The sequence below is a fragment of the Streptomyces sp. NBC_00539 genome (assembly GCF_036346105.1).
Lineage (GTDB): Bacteria > Actinomycetota > Actinomycetes > Streptomycetales > Streptomycetaceae > Streptomyces.
Genome location: NZ_CP107811.1, coordinates 574,751 through 596,699, shown reverse-complemented (window position 1 = coordinate 596,699; position 21,949 = coordinate 574,751). Strand labels below are relative to the sequence as shown.

The window sequence follows — 21,949 nt, the reverse complement described above, 5'->3', positions numbered from 1 at the left end:
CCGCTCCGAAGAAGGGTCACGGCAGACACGATGGCACCGAAGACGAAGGCGTCCGGCGACGGCTTGGTGGAGATGGCCTGGGATCCGATCACCCGGATCGTGGGCAGTCTCGGGATCCACACGAAGATCGACTTCAAGCAGAAGCGCGTGGCGGAGTGCTACAGCACCTCGTCGGTCTTCCGCGGCTACAGCGTCTTCATGCGCGGCAAGGACCCCCGCGACGCCCACTTCATCACCAGCCGCATCTGCGGGATCTGCGGCGACAACCACGCCACCTGTTCCGTCTACACGCAGAACATGGCCTACGGGGTGAAGCCGCCCCACCTCGCCGAGTGGATCATCAACCTCGGGGAGTCGGCGGAGTACATGTTCGACCACAACATCTTCCAGGAGAACCTGGTCGGGGTCGACTACTGCGAGAAGATGGTCCGCGAGACCAACCCCGGCGTCCTGGAACTGGCCGAGCGCACCGAGGCACCGCACGCCGGCGACCACGGTTACCGCACCATCGCCGACATCATGCGCTCCCTCAACCCCATCGAGGGCGAGTTCTACCGCGAGGCCCTCCAGGTCAGCCGCTACACGCGCGAGATGTTCTGCCTGATGGAGGGCCGCCACGTACACCCCTCCACCCTGTACCCGGGCGGCGTCGGCACCATCGCCTCGGTCCAGCTCTTCACGGACTACATGAGCCGCCTCATGAAGTACGTCGAGTTCATGAAGCGCGTCGTCCCGCTCCACGACGACCTCTTCGACTTCTTCTACGAGGCCCTGCCCGGCTACGAGGAGGTCGGCCGGCGCCGCGTGCTGCTCGGCTGCTGGGGCGCCCTCAACGACCCCGAGTACTGCGACTTCACCTACGCCAACATGTCCGACTGGGGCCGGAAGATGTTCGTCACCCCAGGCGTGATCGTCGACGGCAAACTCGTCACCAACGACCTCACCGAGATCAACCTGGGCATCCGCATCCTGCTGGGCAGCTCGTACTACGACGACTGGGCCGGCCAGGAGCAGTTCGTCACCCGCGACCCGCTCGGCAACCCGGTCGACCCCCGCCACCCCTGGAACCAGCACACCATCCCCGCCCCGCAGAGGCGCGACTTCGACGGCAAGTACAGCTGGGTGATGTCACCGCGCTGGTTCGACGGCAAGGACCACCTGGCCCTCGACACCGGCGGCGGCCCCATCGCCCGCCTGTGGTCCACGGCCCTGTCCGGGCTCGTCGACGTCGGCTACGTCAAGGCGACCGGTCACAGCGTCATCATCAACCTGCCCCGGACGATGACGAAGCCGGAGACCACCTTCGAGTGGAAGATCCCCAAGTGGAGCAACGCGCTGGAGCGCAACCGCGCCCGCACGTACTTCCAGGCCTACGCCGCCGCCATCGCCCTGCACTGCGCCGAGATGGGCCTGGAGGAGGTCCGCGCCGGACGCACCCAGACCTGGGAGAAGTTCGAAGTCCCCGACGAGTCCATCGGAGTCGGTTTCACCGAGGCCGTACGGGGCGTCCTCTCCCACCACATGGTGATCCGCGACGGCAAGATCGCCAACTACCACCCCTACCCGCCGACCCCGTGGAACGCCAGCACCCGCGACACCTTCGGCACACCCGGCCCCTACGAGGACGCCGTCCAGAACACGCCGATCTTCGAGGAGAACTCCCCGGAGAACTTCAAGGGCATCGACATCATGCGCGCCGTGCGCAGCTTCGACCCCTGCCTGCCCTGCGGCGTCCACATGTACGTCGGCAACGGCCAGACCGTCAAGCAGATGCACGTCCCCACCGGCCTGAGCGGACTGGGCGGATGAGCGCCCCCGCCGACTCCCTCCGGACGGGCCGCCGGGTCGAGGAGGTCCTCGGCCGGCTGGCGGACACCGGTGACCGGGAAGTCTGCGCCGCCGCCGAGGAACTGGTGCGCGTCCTGATGGACTTCTACGGCTGCGGGCTCGCCCGGATCACCTCACGGCTGGACGCCGATGCCCTCGCCCCGCTGCTGGACGACGAACTCGTCTCCAGCCTGCTGGCCCTGCACGACCTGCACCCCGAGGACGTGCACACCAGGATCGCCCGCGCCCTGGACGCCCTGGGCGAGCCGGTGGAACTCCTCGGGTTCGACGAGGCCTCCGGCACACTGCGCCTGCGGGCCACTTCCGGCGGCGGCTGCGGCTGCGGCAGCACCGGGGACGCCGTCCGGCAGGCCGCCGAGGCCGCAGTGGCCTCCTTCGCCCCCGAGGTGACCACCGTCGAACTGGAGCCGGCCGGGGCGCCGCCACAGCCGCTGCTCCAGATCGGCACCCGCCCGCAGGCCCCGGTCCGGGTGCCGTGAGCGCGCCACGCGCCTGGGCCCCGCCGTCCGCGCGGACGGCGGGCCCGTCCGGCCTGCGCCGGTTCGCCGTACCCCGGGGACCCCGGCCGCAGACCTGCGAACTGTGCGGGGTGACCGTCGCCGAGGACGGCCACCGCCACCTGGTCGAGACCGAGAAGCGGGCGCTGGTGTGCGCCTGCACGGCCTGCGCCCTGCTGTTCGACCGGCCGGGCGCCGCCACCGGCCGCTACCGCGCCGTCCCCGCCCGCTACCTCCGCGACCCCGGCCACCGACTCGACGACGGCGCCTGGGAACTCCTCCAGATCCCCGTCGGCGTCGCGTTCTTCTTCCGCAACGCGGCGCTGGACCGGCTCGTCGCGCTCTACCCGAGTCCGGCCGGAGCCACCGAGAGCGAACTCGACCCCGCCACCTGGCAGGCGGCGCTCGGCGACAGCGCCCTGGCCGCACTGCTGCAACCGGACGTCGAGGCTCTGCTGCTGCGCCGCGGCGAGGGACGCACCGACTGCTACCTCGTCCCGATCGACATCTGCTACGAACTGGTGGGACGGATGCGCCTGCTGTGGCAGGGCTTCGACGGCGGCGCCGAGGCCCGCGCCGCGCTCGACTCGTTCTTCGACGGCGTCGAACGCCGTGCCAAGGTCCCGGCGGCGGAGGCCGCGCCATGACGGAGTTCGGCTTCACCTGCACCGGCGTGCGCGCGGATCCGTACGCCGCCGGTCCCACCCTCGTCTTCCGGCTGGCCATCACCGCCTCCGGGGACACCCGGGTGCACGCACTGGCCCTGCGCTGCCAGATCCGGATCGAACCGGCCCGCCGCGGCTACGGGCAGGCGGAGGCGGACGGCCTGGCCGACCTGTTCGGCGAGCGCTCCCGCTGGGGCAACACCCTCCAGCCCGTGCAGTTCGCCCAGGTGACGCTGATGGTGCCGAGCTTCACGGGCTCCACGGAAATCGACATGGCCGTGCCCTGCACCTATGACATGGACATCGCCGCGACCCGCTACTTCACCGCCCTGGACGATGGCGAGGCACCCCTGCTCATGCTGTTCTCCGGCACCGCCTTCACCGGCGCCGGCGGCTTCCACGTCGAACCCGTCCCGTGGGACCGCGAAGCGGCGTACCGGATGCCGGTGCGGGTGTGGCAGGAGATGATCGAGCAGCACTTCCCCGGCTGCGGCTGGCTGCGGCTGCCCCGTGACGCCATGGACGAACTGCTCGCCTACCGCTCCCGGCACGCGCTGGCCTCCTGGGAGGCGACCGTACGCGCCCTGCTCGCCGAGGCCGGGGCCGCCGCCACAGCTGCCACAGCCTCCCGCCCGTCCCCGCCCTCCCCGCCCGAGCGGCTGCGCGCGGGACTGCTGCCCCGAGCCGGAGAGAGGACGGCGCCATGACGACCGCCGCGCTCGACGCGCGCTTCGAGACCGCCCGCCAAGTGGCCGACGCGGTCCTCTTCGAGGGGTACGTGCTCTACCCCTACCGGGCCTCGGCCGCCAAGAACCGGCTGCGCTGGCAGTTCGGCGTGCTCGTGCCCCCGGCCTGGGCGCCCGAGCAGGGCGAGCACTGCCTCCAGCAGACCGAGCTGCTGATGGAACCCAAGGGGGACGCCACCCTCGCCGTCGAACTCCGTTTCCTGCACGCGCAGCGGCGTACCGTCCAACAGGCGGCGTCCGACGGCACGTTCACGGACGTGGAGGAACTGCACCTGGCCGACCGCGTCCTCGTCCCCTGGGACGAGGGCACCGAGGAGCGCGTCGAGCTCACCGTCGGTGTTGCGGAACTGGAGGGCGACGGCGTGAGCCTGCCCTTCACCCGCCCCGCCGGCGAGGAGAGCGAACCCGTCCTCGACGCCGACGGCAAGGCCGTCGGACGCCTGGTGCGGCGGACCGAGGCGATCAGCGGCGTCCTGCGTCTGCGCGCGAGTGAACTCGACTGCGCCTACCGGGCCTTCAAGCTCACCGCTGTCGTGGAGAACACCAGCGGCTGGCAGCCGGGGGACGCGGGCACCGGCCGCGACGCGGCCCTGTCCCGCTCCCTGGTCGCCGCCCACCTCCTGCTCGGCCTCGACTCGGGCCGGTTCTTGTCGATGACCGACCCGCCCGAGTGGGCCAAGGGCGCCACCGCCGGCTGTGTCAACCGCCACACCTGGCCCGTCCTCGTCGCGGAACCCGGCCGCGCCGACGTGGTCCTGTCCTCCCCGATCATCCTGGAGGACCACCCCGGGATCGCCCCCGAGAGCATCGGCGCGATGTACGACGCCACCGAGATCGACGAGATCCTCGCCCTGCGCACCGCGGCCCTGACCGAGCAGGAGAAGCGGGAGGCGCGCGGTACGGACCCCCGCGCCGCCGCCGTGATCGACCTCGCCGAATCCATGCCGCCGGAAGTACTCGAACGCCTGCACGGCGCGGTGCGGGCCCTGCGGGAGATCACCGACCCCGGTGTGCCGCCGGACGCTCCCACCGGCCTGGAAGACCTCGACGGGCGGGCGGTGTTCAAGCCCGGCACCCCGTGGTGGGACCCGGCGCACGGGGAAACCGCCGGGCCGGCCCCCGACCACGTCCTCGTCGACGGGGTCCCGGTGGGCGTGGGCAGCCGCGTCCTGCTGCGGCCCGGACTGCGGCGCACCGACGCCCAGGACCTGTTCGTCCAGGGTCGCGCCGCCCACGTGGAAGCCGTCCTGCACGACGTCGACGGCGGCGTGCACCTCGCGGTCACCGTCGAGGGTGACCCCGGCGCCGACATCCGGCGCGAGCAGGGCCGGTTCCTCTACTTCCAGCCCGACGAGGTCGCACCCCTGGACGCCGCCGCACCCCTGGAGGAGCGGTGAGCGGCGGGACGCTGATCGCCGGGATCGGCAACGTGTTCCTCGGCGACGACGGGTTCGGCGTCGAGACGGTACGCCGACTGGCCGCGCAGCCGCTGCCCGGGCACGTCGAGGCGGTGGACTTCGGCGTCCGCGGCGTCCACCTCGCCTACCAGCTCCTCGACGGCTACGACACCCTCGTCCTGGTCGACGCCACCGCGCGCGGCGGCGCACCCGGCACGCTCTACCTGATCGAGGTCGAAGGACCGGGTGCGATCACGGGCGGCGCCGTCCTGGACGGCCACCACATGTCCCCGGACGCCGTGCTGGCCCTGCTCGACACCCTGTGCGCCGGCACGGGCGGCACCCCGCCCCGCCGCACGCTGGTCGTCGGCTGCGAACCGCAGACCGTCGAGGAGGGCATCGGCCTGAGCGATCCGGTGGCCGCGGCGGTGCCGGAGGCCGTACGGATGCTCCTGGAACTCGTGCAACACGATCCGGCCGCGGAGCCGGCCCTGACGGAGGAGACAACGCGATGAAGAAGGCCGTCCTGTGCGGCGTGACCCTCGCCGCCCTGCTGGCGGTGGCGGTGCAGATCGCCCCCGACCTCAAACGCTACCTGCGCATCCGCAGCATGTGAGAGCCGCACGTCCGCGGCACGTGGCGCCCCACCCCTCCGCCCCGGCGCCCGAATGGCGTACGGGGCGGACGGGCGACGGCGTGCCCGACCGCTCCGCCGCCGCCCTGCCGCTCTAATGGGGCCCGGCAGAACGGAGCCCGATGCACGAGATGTCGATCGCCATGGCCGTGGTGAGCCAGGTGGAGGAAGCGGCCGCAGCCGCCGGCGCGCACACGGTGAGCGCCGTGCGGCTCCAGGTGGGGGAACTGGCCGGAGTGGTCCCCGACGCCCTCGCCTTCTGCTTCGAACTGGCCTGCGCCGGGACGGTTCTGGAAGGCGCCGCCCTCACGGCCGAAGCGGTCCCGGCCCGCGCCCGCTGCACCTCCTGTAGGGGTGACTGGGCCGTCGGCATGCCACCCGACCTGTGCTGTCCCGCCTGCGGCGGCGCCACCGGCACCGAACTGGTCTCGGGGCGCGAGCTGCGGATCCTCGACGTCACCTGGGACGACGAACCGCGGGACGCCCCGGGCCACGCCCCCGCGCACACCCGCCAACCGATCCCCGAGGAGCGCTGAACCATGTGCCGAGTGGTCGACCTGCAACAGGCGGTACTGGCCAAGAACGAGGCGGCCGCGCAGACCCTGCGCCTCGCACTCACCGCGCGCGGCACGACCGTCGTCAACCTGCTCTCCAGCCCCGGCAGCGGGAAGACGGCCCTGCTCGAGCGCGAGCTCGGCCTCGCCCGCGAGCGCGGCGTGAGCGTCGCCGCCCTCACCGCCGACCTCGCCACCGAGAACGACGCACTGCGCCTGGGCCGTTCCGGCGTCCCCGTGAAGCAGGTCCTCACCGACGGGCTGTGCCACCTGGAGGCCGCGATGCTGGGCCGGCACCTGGACGGGTGGCTGCCCGAGGACACCCGGCTGCTCTTCGTGGAGAACGTCGGCAACCTGGTGTGCCCGGCCTCCTACGACCTCGGGGAGTCCCTGAGGGTCGCCCTGGCCTCCGTCACCGAGGGCGAGGACAAGCCGCTCAAGTACCCGACCGCCTTCGGGCTCGCCCACCTGGTGGTGGTCACCAAGACCGACATCGCCGAGGCCGTCGGATTCGACGAGGCCGCCTTCCGGGCCAACGTCCAGCAGGTCAACCCCGGTGTGGAGGTGGTGCTCACCTCCGCCCGCACGGGTGAGGGCCTCGGCACCCTGCTGGGGCGGGCGCTCGCCGTCGCCGACGGCGACCCGGTGCACACGCCGGTGATGGCCGCACGGGACCAGGGACACCCCGGCCACGGCCACAGCCACAGCCATGATCACGATCACGGCCCCGGCCACGATCACGACCACGACCACGACGCCGGCCACGCCCGCGCGCACCCTCCCGTGGTGCGGGCCCGCTGATGGAGGCCGTCGAGCGCCGCCGGGTCACGGTGCGGGGCGTGGTCCAGGGCGTCGGCTTCCGCCCGTACGTCTACGGCCGCGCCACCGCGCTCGGCCTGACCGGACACGTCACCAACACCCCCGACGGCGTGGTCGCGGAGGTCGAAGGCGCCCGGGCGGCGGTCACCGAGTTCTGCGACCGCCTCGCGAGCGACGCCCCGCCCCTCGCGCTCATCGACGCCGTCGACCACTGCGAGGTCCCCCTGGCGGGCGGCGCGGGTTTCACCATCATCGCCTCGAGGAGCGGCGGGCCCGCCCGTACGCTGGTCTCCCCGGACGTCGCCACATGCGACGACTGCCTCGCCGAGCTGGCCGACCCCGCCGACCGGCGCCACCGCCACCCGTTCATCACCTGCACCCACTGCGGTCCCCGCTTCACCATCGTCACCGGGCTGCCGTACGACCGGGCCCACACCACCATGGCGTCCTTCCCGATGTGCCCGGACTGCGCGCGCGAGTACGGCGACCCCGTCGACCGCCGCTTCCACGCCCAGCCCGTGGCCTGCCCCGCCTGCGGACCCCGGCTGCGACTGCTGGCCGGGACACCGCCGCGCGAGGTGCCGGACACGGACCCGGTGCAGGCGGCCCGCCGGCTCCTGGCCGACGGCGCGGTCCTCGCGGTCAAGGGCCTCGGCGGCTACCACCTCGCCTGCGACGCCGCCAACGAGACGGCCGTGGCCACCCTGCGCAGCCGCAAGGCCCGCGGCAACAAGCCGTTCGCCCTCATGGTCCGCGTCCTCGCCGACCTCGGGGACCTCGTCGCCACCGGCCCCGAGGAGCGCGCCCTGCTCACCGGGGCGCTGCGCCCCATCGTGCTGTTGCGCCGCCGGCCCGCGGCCGCAGGCGACCCGGTGGTCGCCGAAGGCGTCGCCCCGGGCAGCCCCGACCTCGGCGTGATGCTCCCGTACACGCCCGTGCACCACCTGCTGCTCGGCCTGCCCGGCGATCCTCCCGGCCCCTGCCTGCTCGTCATGACCAGCGGCAACCTCTCGGGCGAACCCATCGTCACCGACGACGCCGAAGCCCTGGAGCGGCTGGGTGCGCTGGCCGACGCCTGGCTCACGCACGACCGCCCGATCCACGTGCCCTGCGACGACTCCGTGGTGCGCGTCTGTGACGGTGAACCGCTGATCCTGCGGCGCTCGCGCGGCTATGCACCGCTGCCCCTCGGGCTCCCCGTGCCGGTACCGGCGACGCTGGCCGTAGGAGGGGACCTCAAGAACACCTTCTGCCTCGGTGAAGGGCGCCGGGCCTGGCCGTCCGCCCACATCGGGGACATGGACGACCTCGCCACGCAGTACGCCTTCGAGCGCGCGGCCGGACAACTGGGGGCCCTCACCGGGGTCACCCCCGCCCTGCTCGCCGCCGACCGGCACCCCGGCTACCGCTCCGGACGATGGGCCGCCCGCAACGCGGGCTCCCGGCCGCTGCTCCGCGTCCAGCACCACCACGCGCACGTCGCCTCCGCGATGGCCGAACACGGCCTGACCGGAAGCAGGCGGGTCATCGGCGTGGCGTTCGACGGCACCGGCTACGGCGACGACGGCGCCGTGTGGGGCGGCGAGTTCCTCCTCGCCGACTACGCCGGCTACACGCGCTTCGCGCACCTGGCCTACGTGCCCCTGCCCGGCGGTGACGCCGCCGTACGGCGCCCGTACCGCATGGCGCTCTCCCACCTGCGCGCGGCCGGCATCGACTGGACCCGCGACCTGCCGTGCGTCGAAGCCTGCCCGGCGGACGAACTACGCTTGCTGCGGGTCCAGTTGAGCCGCGACCTCAACTGCGCCCCCACCTCCAGCATGGGCCGGCTCTTCGACGCCGTGTCCTCGCTGGCGGGCATCTGCCACCACGCGGGCTACGAGGCCCAGGCCGCGATCAAGCTGGAGGCCGCGGCGCTGACCGCCCCCGGGGCGGAGCCCGGCTACGCCTTCACCCTGGGGCCGGCGCGGCCCGCCGAGGACGCCCCGCTCCTCGCCGACCCGGCCCCCGTGCTGAGGGCCGTCGTCGCCGACCTGAGGGCGGGTACCGAACCGCGGGTGATCGCGGCCCGCTTCCACACCGCGGTCGCCTCCCTCGTCACCACGGTCTGTGCGGCAGCACGCGAACGTCACGGCCTGGACACCGTCGCCCTCACCGGAGGGGTCTTCGGCAACACCCTGCTGGCCTCGGCCTGCGCCGCAAGGCTGCGCGAGGAGGGCTTCACCGTACTGCGCCACCGCCTGGTCCCGCCGGGCGACGGGGGGCTCGCACTCGGCCAGCTCATGGTGGCCGCGGCCCGGCACCACACCACGGAACACCCACAGCGAGGAGAAGCCCATGTGCCTGGCGGTACCCGGCAGAGTGCTTGAGATCGCGGAGGAGAACGGCACCCGCATGGCCACCGTCGACTTCGGCGGCGTGGTCAAGGAGGTGTGCCTGGAGTACCTGCCGGACCTCCAGGTGGGCGAGTACGCGATCGTCCACGTCGGCTTCGCCCTCCAGCGCCTGGACGAGGAATCCGCCCGCCAGACGCTGGAGCTGTTCAACGAGCTCGGAATGCTCCAGGAGGAGTTCGGCGACCCCTGGGAGCAGGCGGCGCAGGCGGGCGGAGCCCGCTGGCCCTTCGAGGAAGCCGCCCTGACCGACGAAGGGGCCGGGGACGGGGGCCGGTCCGAGGGCCCGGCCACAGGGCACGTAGCGCAGGAGGCGCGGCAGTGAAGTACATCGAAGAGTTCCAGGACCCCGACCTCGCCCGCAGGCTCCTGGACGACATCCACGCCACGGTCACCCGGCCATGGGCGCTGATGGAGGTCTGCGGCGGCCAGACCCACACCATCATCCGGCACGGCATCGATCAACTACTGCCGGAACAAGTGGAGTTGATCCACGGCCCGGGCTGTCCGGTGTGCGTGACGCCCCTGGAGGTCATCGACAAGGCGCTGGAGATCGCCTCCCGCCCCGATGTGATCTTCTGCTCCTTCGGCGACATGCTCCGCGTCCCGGGGACGGGCCGGGACCTGTTCCAGGTCCGCAGCGAGGGCGGTGACGTACGGGTCGTCTACTCCCCGCTCGACGCCTTGAAGGTCGCGCGGCAGAACCCGGGGCGCGAGGTCGTCTTCTTCGGCATCGGCTTCGAGACCACCGCTCCGCCGAACGCGATGACGGTGTACCAGGCGAAGAGGCTCGGCATCCCCAACTTTAGCCTGCTGGTCTCCCACGTCCGGGTGCCCCCGGCGATCGAGGCGATCATGCGCTCGCCGAGCTGCCGGGTCCAGGGCTTCCTCGCCGCCGGGCACGTGTGCAGCGTGATGGGCACGGGGGAGTACCCCGAACTGGCCGCCCGCCACCGGGTGCCGATCGTGGTCACGGGCTTCGAACCGCTCGACATCCTGGAAGGCGTACGCCGCGCCGTCCGGCAGCTGGAACGCGGCGAGCACACCGTGGACAACGCCTACGCGCGTGCCGTGCGCCCGGAGGGCAACCCGGCCGCGCTCGCCATGCTGGAGGACGTCTTCGAGGTCACCGACCGGGCCTGGCGCGGGATCGGCGTCATCCCCGACAGCGGCTGGCGGCTGTCCGCGCGCTACCGGGAGTTCGACGCCGAGCACCGCTTCGCGGTCACCGGCATCACCACCCGGGAGCCGGCCGAGTGCCGTAGCGGCGAGGTCCTCCAGGGCCTCCTCAAGCCGCACGAGTGCGAGGCCTTCGGCACCACCTGCACGCCGCGCACCCCGCTCGGAGCCACCATGGTCTCCAGCGAGGGCGCCTGCGCCGCGTACTACCTCTACCGGCGCCTGGAACTCACCCCGGCCCGGACGGCGCCACCCGCGCCGGCGGGCCCGCACGCGAGCACCGCACCGCTGGAGGCGAGCCCCGTTGCCTGACACCACACTGCCCGAGAGCGCGCTGCCCGCGCAGTCGGCAACGGCCCCGGACGTCACCGGCTGGACCTGCCCGGCCCCGCTGCGGGACCGCCCCCGTGTGGTGATGGGGCACGGCGGTGGCGGGGCGCTCTCCGCCGAACTGGTCCAGCACCTCTTCGCGCCAGCCTACGGGGGCGAGGCGCTGGCCCAGCTCGGCGACTCGGCCGCGCTCTCGCTCGGCGGGGTCCGACTCGCCTTCTCCACCGACTCCTACGTCGTGCGGCCGCTGTTCTTCCCCGGCGGCAGCATCGGCGACCTCGCCGTCAACGGCACGGTCAACGACCTGGCGATGAGCGGAGCCCGCGCCGCCTACCTGTCGTGCGGCTTCATCCTCGAAGAAGGCGTCGAGATGTCGGTGGTGGCCGCGGTGGCCCGGGCCCTCGGCGACGCGGCGCGCGCGGCCGGGGTGGAGGTGGCGACCGGCGACACGAAGGTGGTCGAGGCCGGCCACGGAGACGGCATCTACGTCAACACGGCCGGGATCGGGCTGATCCCGGACGGCGTCGACCTGCGCCCGCAGCGGGTGGTCCCCGGCGACGTGGTGATCGTCAGCGGTGAGATCGGACTGCACGGCGTGGCCATCATGAGCGTGCGCGAGGGCCTGGAGTTCGGCGTGGACGTCGAGAGCGACTGCGCTCCGCTCGGCGGCCTCGTGGACGCCATGCTCGCGGTCACCCCGGACCTGCACGTCCTGCGGGACCCCACCCGCGGCGGTATGGCGGCCGCCCTGAACGAGATCGCCGCCGCCTCGGGCACGGGCGTCGTCATCCGGGAGGGCGCCGTCCCGGTCCCGGACGCGGTCGCCAACGCCTGCGCGATCCTCGGCCTCGACCCCCTGTACGTGGCCAACGAGGGCAAGCTGGTCGCGTTCGTGCCCCGCGAGCACGCCGACGCCGTGCTGGAGGCGATGCGCGCGCATCCCCTGGGCCGCCGCGCGGCGGTGATCGGCGAGGCGGTGGAGAGCCACCAGGGCCTCGTCGTCGCCCGCACGGGCCTGGGCGGCACCCGTGTGGTGGACCTGCCGATCGGCGAACAGCTGCCGCGCATCTGCTGAGCCGGAACGGCCGTCCGGGCGGCCCCGGGGAACCGGGGCCGCCCGTCGGGCTGATCAGCTGCAAGTGGTGAGGTCGGTCCCCGCGTCGCGGAGGACGCCTCGACAGGTCGTCAGCGGGCGGTCCAGCCGCCGTCGATGACCAAGGAGGTGCCCGTGATGGAGCCGGAGTGCGGCCCGCACAGCATGAGTGCCGCCGAGGCCACCTCTTCCGGCTCGATGAGCCGTTTGACGGGGGACCGGGCGAGCAGCACCTCGCTCAGCACGTCCTCGGCGCTGACCCCGTGGGCCAGTGCCTGGTCCTGGATCTGTCCTTCCACCAGGGGAGTGCGGACATAGCCCGGGCTCACGCAGTTGCTGGTGACGCCGTACGCGGCGCCCTCCAGCGCGGCGACCTTGCTCAGCCCCTCCAGAGCGTGCTTCGCGGCCACGTAGGCCGATTTGTAGGCGCTGGCGCGCAGCCCGTGCACGCTGGAGATGTTGACGACCCGGCCCCAGCCGCCCGCGTACATGTGCGGCAGTACGTGGCGCAGCAGCAGGAACGGCGCCGTCACCATGACCTGCTGGATGAGGGCGAAGCGCTCCGGGGCGAACTCCGTGATCGGGGCGACGTGCTGGAGCCCCGCACTGTTGACCAGGACGTCCACCGCGCGGGGCAGGGCGCCGATCGCCGCGGCGTCCGCGAGGTCCACGGCGTGCGCCCGGCCGCCGATCGACGCCGCCACGGTCTTCGCGGCCTCCTCGGCGATGTCCACCACGTGTACGGTCGCGCCGGCCGCGGCCAGGGCGAGGGCGCAGGCCCGCCCGATGCCGCTGCCGCCGCCGGTCACCAGGGCCACCCGCCCGCGCAGACCGGCGGCGGAGGGGGCGGGATGTGTGCTCGTCATGGCTGCACACAGTAGGCGCGGCGCCGGGCGGCGCCCATGGCGTACGGCCACACAGCCACCGGGGCCGCTGTGGCGCACACCGCCATCCGTGGCGGAAGGATCCGGACGCGTGTTTGAGGCTGCGCCGGTCGGGCTCATCCCTTCGCGGGAAAGCGGCTCCATGAGTAAAGCCGGGACCCGGCAGCAGACGAATGAAGGAGTGCGGACCTGAACCGGGCCGTGCGACGCGCACCTCGCGGGTCGCTGGATGCATCTGAAGGAGACACCTCGTGTCGCGTGTTCTGAAGAGTGTCGCGATGGCTCTTGCCGCCGGTGCCCTGGTGGTGGGCGGAGCCTCGGTGGCCTCTGCCGACGCCAATGCGGAGGGTATCGCCGTCGGTTCGCCGGGAGTGCTCTCCGGCAACGTGGTCCAGATCCCGATCCACATCCCGATCAACGTCTGCGGCAACTCGATCAACATCATCGGTGCGCTGAACCCGGCGGGCGGCACCGTCTGCGTCAACGACTGACCCTCGGCACGCCCTGACCCACGGGCCCGTCCCCCCGCCGCTCCGGCGGCGGGGGGACGGGCCCGTTTGACGGTGGTCGTTTGACAGGCCCGGCGTCCCCCTCCATGATTCCATTAATCATTTAATGGAATCATGGAGGGGGAGAGGCGTGGGGGAGATGACCGTTCCCGGTTCCGCCGGCGCCCGGTGGGCGCTCGAAGCGCACGGGCTGGGGAAGAAGTACCGCCGGGGGTGGGCGCTGCGCGACTGCTCGTTCCGGATCCCCGCCGGTCGCATCTGCGCCCTCGTGGGACCCAACGGGGCGGGCAAGAGCACGCTGCTGAGCCTGGCGACCCGTCTCACCCAGCCTTCGGCCGGGGAACTGCGGATCTTCGGGGCGCCGGCCGGCGAGCCCGCCGCGATGCCCCGCTGGGCCTACCTGGCCCAGGACAAGCCGCTGTTCAAACGCTTCACGGTCGCCCAGACGCTGCGCATGGGTGAGGAGCTCAACCCCGGCTGGGACCGGGCCGTCGCCGAACGGATCGTGCGGGCGGGGCAGGTCCCGCCGGACGCCCGCGTCGGCGAGCTGTCGGGGGGCCAGCGAACCCGCGTCGCCTTCGCGCTCGCTTTCGGCAAGCGGCCCGAACTGCTCCTGCTCGACGAGCCGATGGCCGACCTGGACCCCGTCGCCCGGGACGAGATGGGCGCACTGCTGATGTCCGAGGCCGCCGAACACGGCACGACCGTCCTGATGTCCTCGCACCTCCTCGGCGAGCTGGAGCAGATGTGCGACTTCCTGCTCGTCCTCGATGCCGGACGCGTCCGCATGGCCGGTGAAACCGACGAACTCGTGCCCATGCACACGCTGGTCACCGGCCTGATCACCCCGGAGGGCGCCCTTCCCGACGCGCTCGGCGCCCACACCGTCATCGAGACCCGCACCGCCGGCCGGCAGTTCACCGCCCTCGTGCTGCGCCAAGGGCCGCTGGACGAGGAATGGCAGCTCACCGAGCCCGGTATGGAGGAGGTGCTCCTCGGCTACCTCCGCTCGCCCCGCGCCCCCGCGCTGATCGCCCCGACGGCGGCGCCCGCACACCGAGAGGACCACGCGGCATGACCACGCCCACCCACACCGAGGCCGTCCGGGACAGCCGGGACGTCCGGCGCCGCGGGCCCCGCGGGCTGCTCTGGCTGATGGTGCGCCAGCACCGGACCGCCCTGCTCGCCTGCCTGGCCGTGACCGTCCTCGGCGCCGCCTGGATCCTGTACCAGCGAGGCGCGATGCTCGACACCCTGCACGGTGCCGGCTGGCCCGCCGGATCCGCCGACTCCCTCGACGGTGATCTCCTGAACCGGGTCACCAACCGCTTCGACTCCGCGGCGAGCACCCTTGCCTCGCTGCCCGCCCTGCTGGGGGCGTGCCTGGGGGCCGCGCTCATCGCCCCCGACCTGGAGCACGGCACCGCGCGTCTGGTCACCACCCAGTCCGTGCCCCGGGACAGGTGGCTCCTGGCGAAAGCCGGCTTCGCGCTGACCCTCGTCACCGTCACGACCCTGCCGCTGGGCCTGCTCTTCGGCTGGTGGCGCGACTCCATCGGCCCCTTCGCGGGTACCGACTGGCTGCACGACGCCGCTTTCGATGCTTCGGCCCCGGTCCTGGTGGCGACCGCGCTCTTCACCTCCTCCCTCGGCCTCCTCATCGGGGCGCTGACCCGCCGCGCGGTGAGCGCGATCGTCCTGACCCTCCTGGCCTCGTGGGCGGCCATGGTCGCGGGTGACGTGTTCAAGGACGACCTGGCGACGCCCCGCAGGATCTCCTTCCCGTTCGGCACCGACGTGCCGGCCGCGCTCGACCACGTGGTGCAGGTCGACCAGTGGGTGGGCACCGCTTCCGGGAAGCTCTACGGATGGGGCACCTGCGTCCACGACGCCTCCCCCGACGCCTGCCGGGCGCGCCTGGGCATCGTCAACTCGGTCTGGGAGTACTTCGGCGACGACCAGCGGATGGGCCTGGAGTGGACGGCCGCCGCGGTGCTGGTGGCGGCGAGCGCGGTCCTCATCGCCCTGTTCCTCTGGCGTCTGCGCCGCGCCCCGCTCACGCCATAGGCTACGAACCACCACACGGCAAGAAGGAGGCGGGCACCATGGTCGTATTCCACATCGAACGGCGCGGCGGGCTGCCCGCCTACCTGCAGATCGTCCGGCAGGTGGAACTGGCCCTGCGGATGGGCGCATTGACCGAGGGCGACAAGCTGCCCACCGCCGCGCAGGTCGCCGCGGCCACCAAGGTCAACCCCAACACCACCCTCAAGGCCTACCGCGAACTGGAACGCGCCGGCCTGGTCGAAGTCCGCCAGGGCGCCGGTACGTTCGTCACGCACGCCCCCCGACCGGCCGCGGCGCAGCAGGAGTCACGGCTGCGCGGCGGCCTCACCGCCTGGATGCGGGAAGCGCGCGAAGAGGGCCTCGGCGCGCCCGACGTGATCGCCCTGTTCGACAGCGTCCTCGCCGAGGCCTTCCCGGCGAACACCCCGTAGGACTCCTGCCCGGGCGTTTTGGTTTGGCGGACCATCCTCAATACGATCCGGCGATGATCACAAGAAAATGGGTGGCGGCCGGGGCCTGTGGCCTGCTGGCCACACTGGTCGTCGGGCTCCTCCCGGCGACCGCCTCCGCCGGCGAACCCGTATCCAAGGAACCCCCCAAGGTCGAACTGGTCCTGGACGTCAGCGGTTCCATGCGGGCCACCGACATCGACGGCCAGTCCCGGATGTCCGCGGCGAAGCAGGCGTTCAACGAGGTGCTCGACGCCGTGCCCGACGAAGTACGGCTCGGCATAAGGACCCTGGGCGCCACCTACCCGGGCGACGACCGCAACGTCGGCTGCAAGGACACCAAGGCGCTCTACCCCGTCGGCCCCCTCAACCGGACCGAGGCGAAGACGGCGGTGGCCACCCTTGCCCCCACCGGCTGGACGCCGATCGGCCCGGCCCTGCTGGGAGCAGCCGACGACCTCAAGGGCGGTGACGCCACCCGGCGGATCGTGCTCATCACCGACGGCGAGGACACCTGCGCCCCGCTCGACCCGTGCGAAGTGGCCCGGGACATCGCCGCCCAGGGCATCCACCTGACCATCGACACCCTCGGCCTCGTCCCGGACGCCAAGACGCGCGACCAGCTCGTCTGCATCGCCGAGGCCACCGGCGGCACCTACACCTCCGTACAGCACAAGGACGAACTCTCCGGTCGCGTACGGCAACTCGTGGACCGCGCGGCCGCTCCGGTCGTCACCCCGGTCGCCGCCCAAGGCGCCAAGGAGTGCCGGAACGCGCCGAAGCTGGGCGCGGGCCTCTACAGTGACCGCGAGACCTTCGGCGAGCACCGCTGGTACAAGGTCGACGTCAAGCCCGGCCAGGAACTGCGCGCCTCGGTCAGCCTCGCCGCGGACCGCGCCGTCAACAACGACTACGGCGTGATGCTGCGCGCGTCGACCGTGCACGGGCGGGAGATCGTCCGCGGCTCCGAGGCGGGCGACGGACGCACCGACCTGATCTCCACGGGCCTGCGCTACCCGAAGGCCGTCCTCGACGACGCGGACGGCAACGCCGAAACGGCGTCCGAGACCGTCTGCCTCCAGGTCAGCAACTCCTTCTCGGCTCCCGCGTCGGTGAAGACCACCCCGGGCATGCCGCTGGAGCTGACGATCGACCTGGTCGACGGCCCGGGCCACGCGTCCGACGCGGCTGCCTTCGGTCTCGGCCGGGGCTGGTGGCTGCTCGGCGTGCTGGTCCTCGCCGGCCTCGTCGCCGGTCTGGTCTGGGGCTGGATCTCCCGCTGGCGTATCTCGGTCTGGAGGACCAACTGATGCCTGCCGTACGCGTACTGGCCGCCGCCCTGCTGACCGGCGCCGCCCTGCTCGGTCCGGCGGGCACCGCCCTGGCCGACAGCCCCTCGCCCAAGCCCAGCGGTTCCGCCGGCGGACCGACCGAGGCGGGTACCGCCTTCCGTACCGCCACACCGGTCAAGCTCGGCCAGGAGGCCACCGCCGACGCCTCCACGGGTGACTACCTCTACTGGTCCTTCCCGCTCGACGCGGGGCAGCGGAGCACGGTCCGGGCCAAGGTGGCGCTGCCGCCGTCCGCCTCCCGGCACGCCACCTCCACGTGGCGGATCGACGTCTACGACGGGCTGCGCCGCCGCCAGCCCTGCATGTACGGGGTCCAGGCGGCCCCGGCACCCAAGGAGAGCGCCACGCTGGAACTGTCCTGCACGCTGCGCCCGGTCCGTACCGGAGCCGACACGTGGTCCGACGACCCGCTGCCCGGCACGTACTACCTGCGCCTGACGGTCACCGACCTGGCGCAGGAGGACCTCGGCCAGCCCGTACGGGCGCAGGTGAAGGCCGACGCGAAGGACCTGGGCGGCGCATACGCCGTGGACGGCGCCCTGGCCGCGCCGCTGGTCCCCGGCATCACCGCGGCGCGGCCGACCGCGGCCGGCACGCAGCCGGAGGACGGCTGGGCCGGGGGCTGGTGGTCCGACCGGTGGATCTGGACCGCGGCCGGGGGACTGCTCGGCGGCCTCGCCGGCATCGCCGGGTACCGCCTCACCCGCGGCTCGGGCCGGCCCGCGCCCCGCGGCTGACGGCCGGGGCGGCCGCGGCACCATGCCGTGGCCGCCCCTCCCGCGCCCGCACGCGGCGCCGGTCGGCGCGGGGTGTACTGGAGGGGTACCGGTACCCGCCGCCTGCGAGGAGGCCCGCACATGACCACCGCAGAGACCGCCCGTGACGCCGTCCGCCGGATCCTGGGCGAGGAGGCGCACGCCGCTGTGACCACCCTTCCGGCCGGGAACCTGACCATCACGGTGACCAGCGGCGAGCACACCGCCACCATCGACGGCGACGACTCCTCCGGGTGGGGTTGGACCGTGGATCCCGGTACGGACGACGGGTTCACCGGCCACGAGCTGATCGCACCGACCCTCGAAGAGGCACTGGACGGCGTACGGGACACCATCGGCACCTGAACCGACCGGAGCACGGATCACACCTTCATTTCCAAGGGGTACGGCCGGTAATACCAGCGGAAACGCATGTTAGTGTGCCCGCTCCTGGATGTTCATCCACCGATCCGTCTCCCCTCGGACGCTCCGCGCTTCGAGGCGTTGCGAGGTGTCTTGTACGTGTACAGCACTCCGTTCTCCCCCGCCGAGGCCCGCTCCGCACGCGAACGCGTGGGCCTGACGCCCGCGCAGGTCGCCCGGTCGATGGCGGCCTGCGGCACCCCCGTCCACCCCGAACTGGTCGCCGCTTGGGAAGTCGGCTCCTACGCGCCGACCGACCAGCAGCTCTTCGCTCTCGCCAACGCCCTGTGGTGCGACACCACGACGCTGATGGGCGTCACGCCGCGCACCCTCGCCGAGTTCCGCCTCGCCCGCCAGCTGACGGTCGAACGGCTGGGCCACCGCATAGGCATGGACCCGGACGAGTACCGCGCGGCGGAGGCCGGACGGACCTGGCACGGGGACACCTGGCAGACCCGAGCGCTGGTGGAAGCGCTGGGCCTGTCACTGCGCGCGCTGACCGGGCTCATGGGCCGGGAAGGCGAACTGGCCGGTCTGCTCCGCACGGCCGTCGAGGGCCGATGGAAGGCCTACGTGGGGCCGGTGGCGGAAATCGTCGTGGTCGACGCGACGAGCGTGGGGGACGCGCTCCGCACGATGCACGCCGAGTTCTCGGACTTCGCCGAGCGGTACATGGGCCACCTCGTGGCCCGCAACGACGACGCCCGGCTCAAGGAGATCGCCGCCGAGCGGTCCGCGTACCTGCGCCGGCTCGTCGACCACTTCTGGGAGTTGCTCGGCGAGGCGGGCGAGGCGCCGCCGTTCCCGCTCGGCGGCCGCTGAGCCGCCGAGCGGGCCGGGACGGACCCACGGGTCCCTCCCGGCCCTTCGGCCGCGGGGCCCGAGGATCGCCCGGACAGGGGGTCAGCCGGCGCCCGGCGCGTAACGCGGCTGGAGCGGCACCTCGTCCTCCGCTTCGTCCCAGGCGATCTCCATCGTGGAGCGGCTGGTGAAGACGTTGAAGAGCAGGTTCAGGGAAATCGCCGTCAACGCGCCCAGCGTGATGCCGCTGTCGAGCACGGCCCTGACGTCGTCCGGCATCCGCGCGAAGAACGGCGCCACGGTGGTCGGCAGCAGCGCGGCGCCCAGACTGACCGCCAGGATCAGGGCGTTGCGCTCCTCGCGCAGGTCGACCTTTCCCAGGATCTGGATGCCGACCGCCGCCACCATGCCGAACATGGAGAGCGCGGCCCCGCCCAGAACCGGATTCGGGATCGAGGCGACCAGGCTGCCCGCCTTGGGAAGCAGCCCCAGCGCGACCATGAACACCCCGGCCGCGACGACCACGTACCGGCTCATCACCTTGGACATGCGCACCAGGCCGATGTTCTCGGCGAACGCCACGTACGGGAACGAGTTGAGGATCCCGCCGAGCAGCGTCGCGGCGCCGTCGGCCCGCAGCGCCCTGGCGACCGTGTCGGTGTCGACCCGCTTGCGGGTGATCTCGCCGATGGCGTACACGTCGCCGGTGGTCTCCACCATCGTGATCAGCATGACGACGAGCATGGCGATCATCGGCAGCGGTTCGAAGCGCGGCATGCCGTAGTGGAACGGGGTGGTGACCCCGAACCAGTCGGTGTCGCCCACCGCCGAGAAGTCGGCGTCCCCCAGCACCCAGGCGACGGCGGTACCGCCGACCAGGCCGAGCAGCACGGCGACGCTGCTCAGGAACGGCTTGCCGACCCGGGCCACGGCCAGGATGAAGAGCAGGGTGCCCAGGGCGTACGCGAGGTTCCTCGGCTCGCCGTAGGCGGGGGTGCCGATCAGGCGCGCCCCGCCGGCCGCGTCCTGGAGGGCCACCGGGATGAGGGTGATGCCGATGATCGTGAGGATCGTACCGATGACGACGGGAGGGAAGTACGGGACCAGCTTGCTGAACACGGGCGCGAACAGGAAGGTGGCGATGCCCGCGGTGATCACCGCGCCGTACACGACGAGCAGTCCGGCGGTGCCGCCGCCCGCCCCGAGGCCGATGGCGATCATGGGGGAGACGGCGGTGAAGGTGACGCCCTGGACCAGCGGCAGCCGGGCGCCTATCTTCCAGATCCCGAGCGCCTGGATGATCGTGGCGATCCCGCAGGTCAGAAGGTCCGCGTTGATGAGGTGGACGAGTTCTGGGCGGGTGAGCCCGAGGGCGCCGCCGAGGAGGACGGGAACGATGACGGCCGCCGCGTAGAAGGCGAGGACGTGCTGGAAGCCGTACAGGGCGAGTCGGGGGAACGGCAGCAACTCGTCGACGGGATGCGTCTGCTGGTGCCGGGAGGACTGTCGGGTGGCTCGTGCCATCTCTGCCTTGCCTTCGCGAGGTAGGTGAATGAGAAGACCGCCGCCCTCCAGCCCCGTGGATGTCGGGGCGAGGGCAAGCCGGCTCGTACCGGGCCGACGCCGGGCGGTGTTGCCGACACCACGTCGCTCCGCACTGGAACATGGGCCCTGGATTGGCAGGTTGCCCTTCGATCAGCGCGCGAAGACGCGCTTCTCCTTGCGATCCGAAGGAGTTTTGGACCGAGGGCGCTCACCATAGCCACATCTGGGCTTTCCTCGCGAGTAACCGGAGTGGCGCGTGCGGGGGCGGTGCGGGCGGGCCGGGCCCCGGCGGGTCGGGCCGGGTCAGGCGCGGGGGTCCGGGGCGGCCTCGATGTGGTCGGCCACGGCGACGAGCAGCACGCGCGTGCCCTGTTCGAGGGCGCGCCAGCGGTGGCGGACGCCGCCCGAGAGGTAAAGGGTGTCGCCCCGGCCCAGGTGGTGTGTGCGGCCGTCCGCCTCGACCTCCACGGAGCCGTCGGCGACGTACATCAGCTCGTCGTTGCGGTGCTCGAACGCCCGGTCCGCGTCGTGGTCCCCGGTGAACTCCAGTGCGTGCATCTGGTGGTGGCCGCGTACCAGCGGACGCACCCGGGCCGCCGGGTCCAGTCCGGGGTCGGCGTCGGCGCGCACGACGTCCACCCGGCGCGGGGCTCCGGCGGCGGCCATCAGCTGGACGGCGGTCGTCTGCAGGGCGTCCGCGATGAGCTGGAGCGAGCGCATGCTGGGGCGGGCCCGGTCGTTCTCGACCTGGCTGAGGAACGGGGAGGAGAGCCCGGTCGCGGCGGCCACCTCCGCCAGGGTGAGGTCGAGGCTCCTGCGTCGGCGGCGGATGCCCGCGCCGATCCGTGGTGCGGCCGCTGCGGGCGCTTCGTCTCTCACGTGACTCCTCGGTTCCGGTCCGCTCTGCGGATCATCCTCTCGCAAGCCCGAGGGGGCTTCGCACGGCCGTCACAGTGCCGCAACACTCCGCCGCTACCTTCTAACCCAGTTGGTGTAATCAAAGAAAGTT

Annotated in this window: 24 protein-coding genes; 21 read left to right on the top strand and 3 right to left on the bottom strand. The window is 72.5% G+C overall.

Going from position 1 to position 21,949, the window contains the following annotated elements; genetic code table 11:
* The first annotated feature begins 30 nt into the window (after window positions 1–30).
* The 13 genes from OG861_RS02820 to hypE all read left to right on the top strand — a co-directional run bounded on the left by OG861_RS02820 (window position 31) and on the right by hypE (window position 12,137).
* Complete coding sequence (locus tag OG861_RS02820; protein ID WP_330261146.1) at window positions 31–1,809, top strand: nickel-dependent hydrogenase large subunit; 1,779 nt, start codon at window positions 31–33, stop codon at window positions 1,807–1,809.
* A complete protein-coding gene (locus tag OG861_RS02815) occupies window positions 1,806–2,327 on the top strand; it encodes a hypothetical protein (RefSeq protein ID WP_329200861.1) in 522 nt (173 codons plus the stop codon). Before OG861_RS02820 ends, OG861_RS02815 begins: the two co-directional genes overlap by 4 nt.
* Window positions 2,324–2,992, top strand: coding sequence for a DUF5947 family protein (locus OG861_RS02810; protein WP_330261145.1), 669 nt, complete (start codon window positions 2,324–2,326; stop codon window positions 2,990–2,992). Before OG861_RS02815 ends, OG861_RS02810 begins: the two co-directional genes overlap by 4 nt.
* Window positions 2,989–3,717 (top strand): DUF6084 family protein, encoded by a 729-nt coding sequence (locus OG861_RS02805; protein WP_330261144.1) that lies wholly within the window; start codon window positions 2,989–2,991, stop codon window positions 3,715–3,717. The genes OG861_RS02810 and OG861_RS02805 overlap by 4 nt, the downstream gene beginning before the upstream one ends.
* The gene (locus tag OG861_RS02800) at window positions 3,714–5,153 is read left to right on the top strand and encodes a hypothetical protein (RefSeq protein ID WP_330261143.1); all 1,440 of its coding nucleotides are present in this window, start codon (window positions 3,714–3,716) and stop codon (window positions 5,151–5,153) included. Before OG861_RS02805 ends, OG861_RS02800 begins: the two co-directional genes overlap by 4 nt.
* Window positions 5,150–5,668, top strand: coding sequence for a hydrogenase maturation protease (locus OG861_RS02795; protein ID WP_330261142.1), 519 nt, complete (start codon window positions 5,150–5,152; stop codon window positions 5,666–5,668). Before OG861_RS02800 ends, OG861_RS02795 begins: the two co-directional genes overlap by 4 nt.
* A complete protein-coding gene (locus OG861_RS34240) occupies window positions 5,665–5,769 on the top strand; it encodes a DUF6893 family small protein (RefSeq protein WP_443056711.1) in 105 nt (34 codons plus the stop codon). Before OG861_RS02795 ends, OG861_RS34240 begins: the two co-directional genes overlap by 4 nt.
* Before the next feature lie 140 nt (window positions 5,770–5,909).
* Complete coding sequence (gene hypA, locus OG861_RS02790; RefSeq protein ID WP_330261141.1) at window positions 5,910–6,323, top strand: hydrogenase maturation nickel metallochaperone HypA; 414 nt, start codon at window positions 5,910–5,912, stop codon at window positions 6,321–6,323.
* Window positions 6,324–6,326: 3 nt separating this feature from the next.
* Window positions 6,327–7,142 (top strand): hydrogenase nickel incorporation protein HypB, encoded by an 816-nt coding sequence (hypB, locus tag OG861_RS02785; protein WP_330261140.1) that lies wholly within the window; start codon window positions 6,327–6,329, stop codon window positions 7,140–7,142.
* Window positions 7,142–9,529 (top strand): carbamoyltransferase HypF, encoded by a 2,388-nt coding sequence (gene hypF / locus OG861_RS02780; protein WP_330261139.1) that lies wholly within the window; start codon window positions 7,142–7,144, stop codon window positions 9,527–9,529. The genes hypB and hypF overlap by 1 nt, the downstream gene beginning before the upstream one ends.
* Window positions 9,498–9,878, top strand: coding sequence for a HypC/HybG/HupF family hydrogenase formation chaperone (locus OG861_RS02775; protein WP_330261138.1), 381 nt, complete (start codon window positions 9,498–9,500; stop codon window positions 9,876–9,878). Before hypF ends, OG861_RS02775 begins: the two co-directional genes overlap by 32 nt.
* Window positions 9,875–11,044, top strand: a complete 1,170-nt coding sequence (gene hypD / locus OG861_RS02770; protein ID WP_329200879.1) for a hydrogenase formation protein HypD — start codon at window positions 9,875–9,877, stop codon at window positions 11,042–11,044. Before OG861_RS02775 ends, hypD begins: the two co-directional genes overlap by 4 nt.
* Window positions 11,037–12,137 (top strand): hydrogenase expression/formation protein HypE, encoded by a 1,101-nt coding sequence (gene hypE, locus OG861_RS02765; RefSeq protein WP_443064450.1) that lies wholly within the window; start codon window positions 11,037–11,039, stop codon window positions 12,135–12,137. Before hypD ends, hypE begins: the two co-directional genes overlap by 8 nt.
* A 110-nt stretch (window positions 12,138–12,247) precedes the next feature.
* On the opposite strand, the gene OG861_RS02760 is transcribed toward hypE, so the two are convergent.
* Window positions 12,248–13,021 carry a 3-hydroxybutyrate dehydrogenase gene (locus tag OG861_RS02760; protein WP_329200880.1) on the bottom strand — a complete coding sequence of 258 codons (774 nt, stop codon included), beginning with the start codon at window positions 13,019–13,021 and terminating at the stop codon, window positions 12,248–12,250.
* Window positions 13,022–13,290: 269 nt separating this feature from the next.
* Here OG861_RS02760 and OG861_RS02755 point away from each other — a divergent pair, with 269 nt between their 5' ends.
* The 8 genes from OG861_RS02755 (at window position 13,291) to OG861_RS02720 (ending at window position 19,416) form a co-directional block, all read left to right on the top strand.
* Entirely contained in the window at window positions 13,291–13,530 is a 240-nt protein-coding gene (locus OG861_RS02755) for a chaplin (RefSeq protein WP_330261137.1), read from the top strand.
* A gap of 157 nt (window positions 13,531–13,687) precedes the next feature.
* On the top strand, window positions 13,688–14,626 hold the full coding sequence (locus tag OG861_RS02750) for an ABC transporter ATP-binding protein (protein ID WP_330261949.1): 939 nt from the start codon (window positions 13,688–13,690) through the stop codon (window positions 14,624–14,626).
* Complete coding sequence (locus OG861_RS02745; protein WP_330261136.1) at window positions 14,623–15,615, top strand: ABC transporter permease; 993 nt, start codon at window positions 14,623–14,625, stop codon at window positions 15,613–15,615. Before OG861_RS02750 ends, OG861_RS02745 begins: the two co-directional genes overlap by 4 nt.
* A 38-nt stretch (window positions 15,616–15,653) precedes the next feature.
* A complete protein-coding gene (locus OG861_RS02740; protein ID WP_330261135.1) occupies window positions 15,654–16,046 on the top strand; it encodes a GntR family transcriptional regulator in 393 nt (130 codons plus the stop codon).
* A 53-nt stretch (window positions 16,047–16,099) separates the two neighbouring features.
* Window positions 16,100–17,374, top strand: a complete 1,275-nt coding sequence (locus OG861_RS02735; RefSeq protein ID WP_329200888.1) for a VWA domain-containing protein — start codon at window positions 16,100–16,102, stop codon at window positions 17,372–17,374.
* Window positions 17,374–18,153 (top strand): hypothetical protein, encoded by a 780-nt coding sequence (locus OG861_RS02730; protein ID WP_330261134.1) that lies wholly within the window; start codon window positions 17,374–17,376, stop codon window positions 18,151–18,153. Before OG861_RS02735 ends, OG861_RS02730 begins: the two co-directional genes overlap by 1 nt.
* Window positions 18,154–18,273: 120 nt before the next feature.
* Window positions 18,274–18,537 carry a hypothetical protein gene (locus OG861_RS02725; protein ID WP_329200892.1) on the top strand — a complete coding sequence of 88 codons (264 nt, stop codon included), beginning with the start codon at window positions 18,274–18,276 and terminating at the stop codon, window positions 18,535–18,537.
* A gap of 156 nt (window positions 18,538–18,693) precedes the next feature.
* A complete protein-coding gene (locus OG861_RS02720) occupies window positions 18,694–19,416 on the top strand; it encodes a helix-turn-helix transcriptional regulator (RefSeq protein WP_329200894.1) in 723 nt (240 codons plus the stop codon).
* Between the two features lie 81 nt (window positions 19,417–19,497).
* On the opposite strand, the gene OG861_RS02715 is transcribed toward OG861_RS02720, so the two are convergent.
* Together OG861_RS02715 and OG861_RS02710 are read right to left on the bottom strand one after the other, a co-directional pair.
* Window positions 19,498–20,919, bottom strand: coding sequence for a nucleobase:cation symporter-2 family protein (locus OG861_RS02715; RefSeq protein ID WP_329200896.1), 1,422 nt, complete (start codon window positions 20,917–20,919; stop codon window positions 19,498–19,500).
* 324 nt (window positions 20,920–21,243) lie between these two features.
* Entirely contained in the window at window positions 21,244–21,819 is a 576-nt protein-coding gene (locus OG861_RS02710) for a helix-turn-helix domain-containing protein (RefSeq protein ID WP_329200898.1), read from the bottom strand.
* Between the last annotated feature and the right edge of the window lie 130 nt (window positions 21,820–21,949).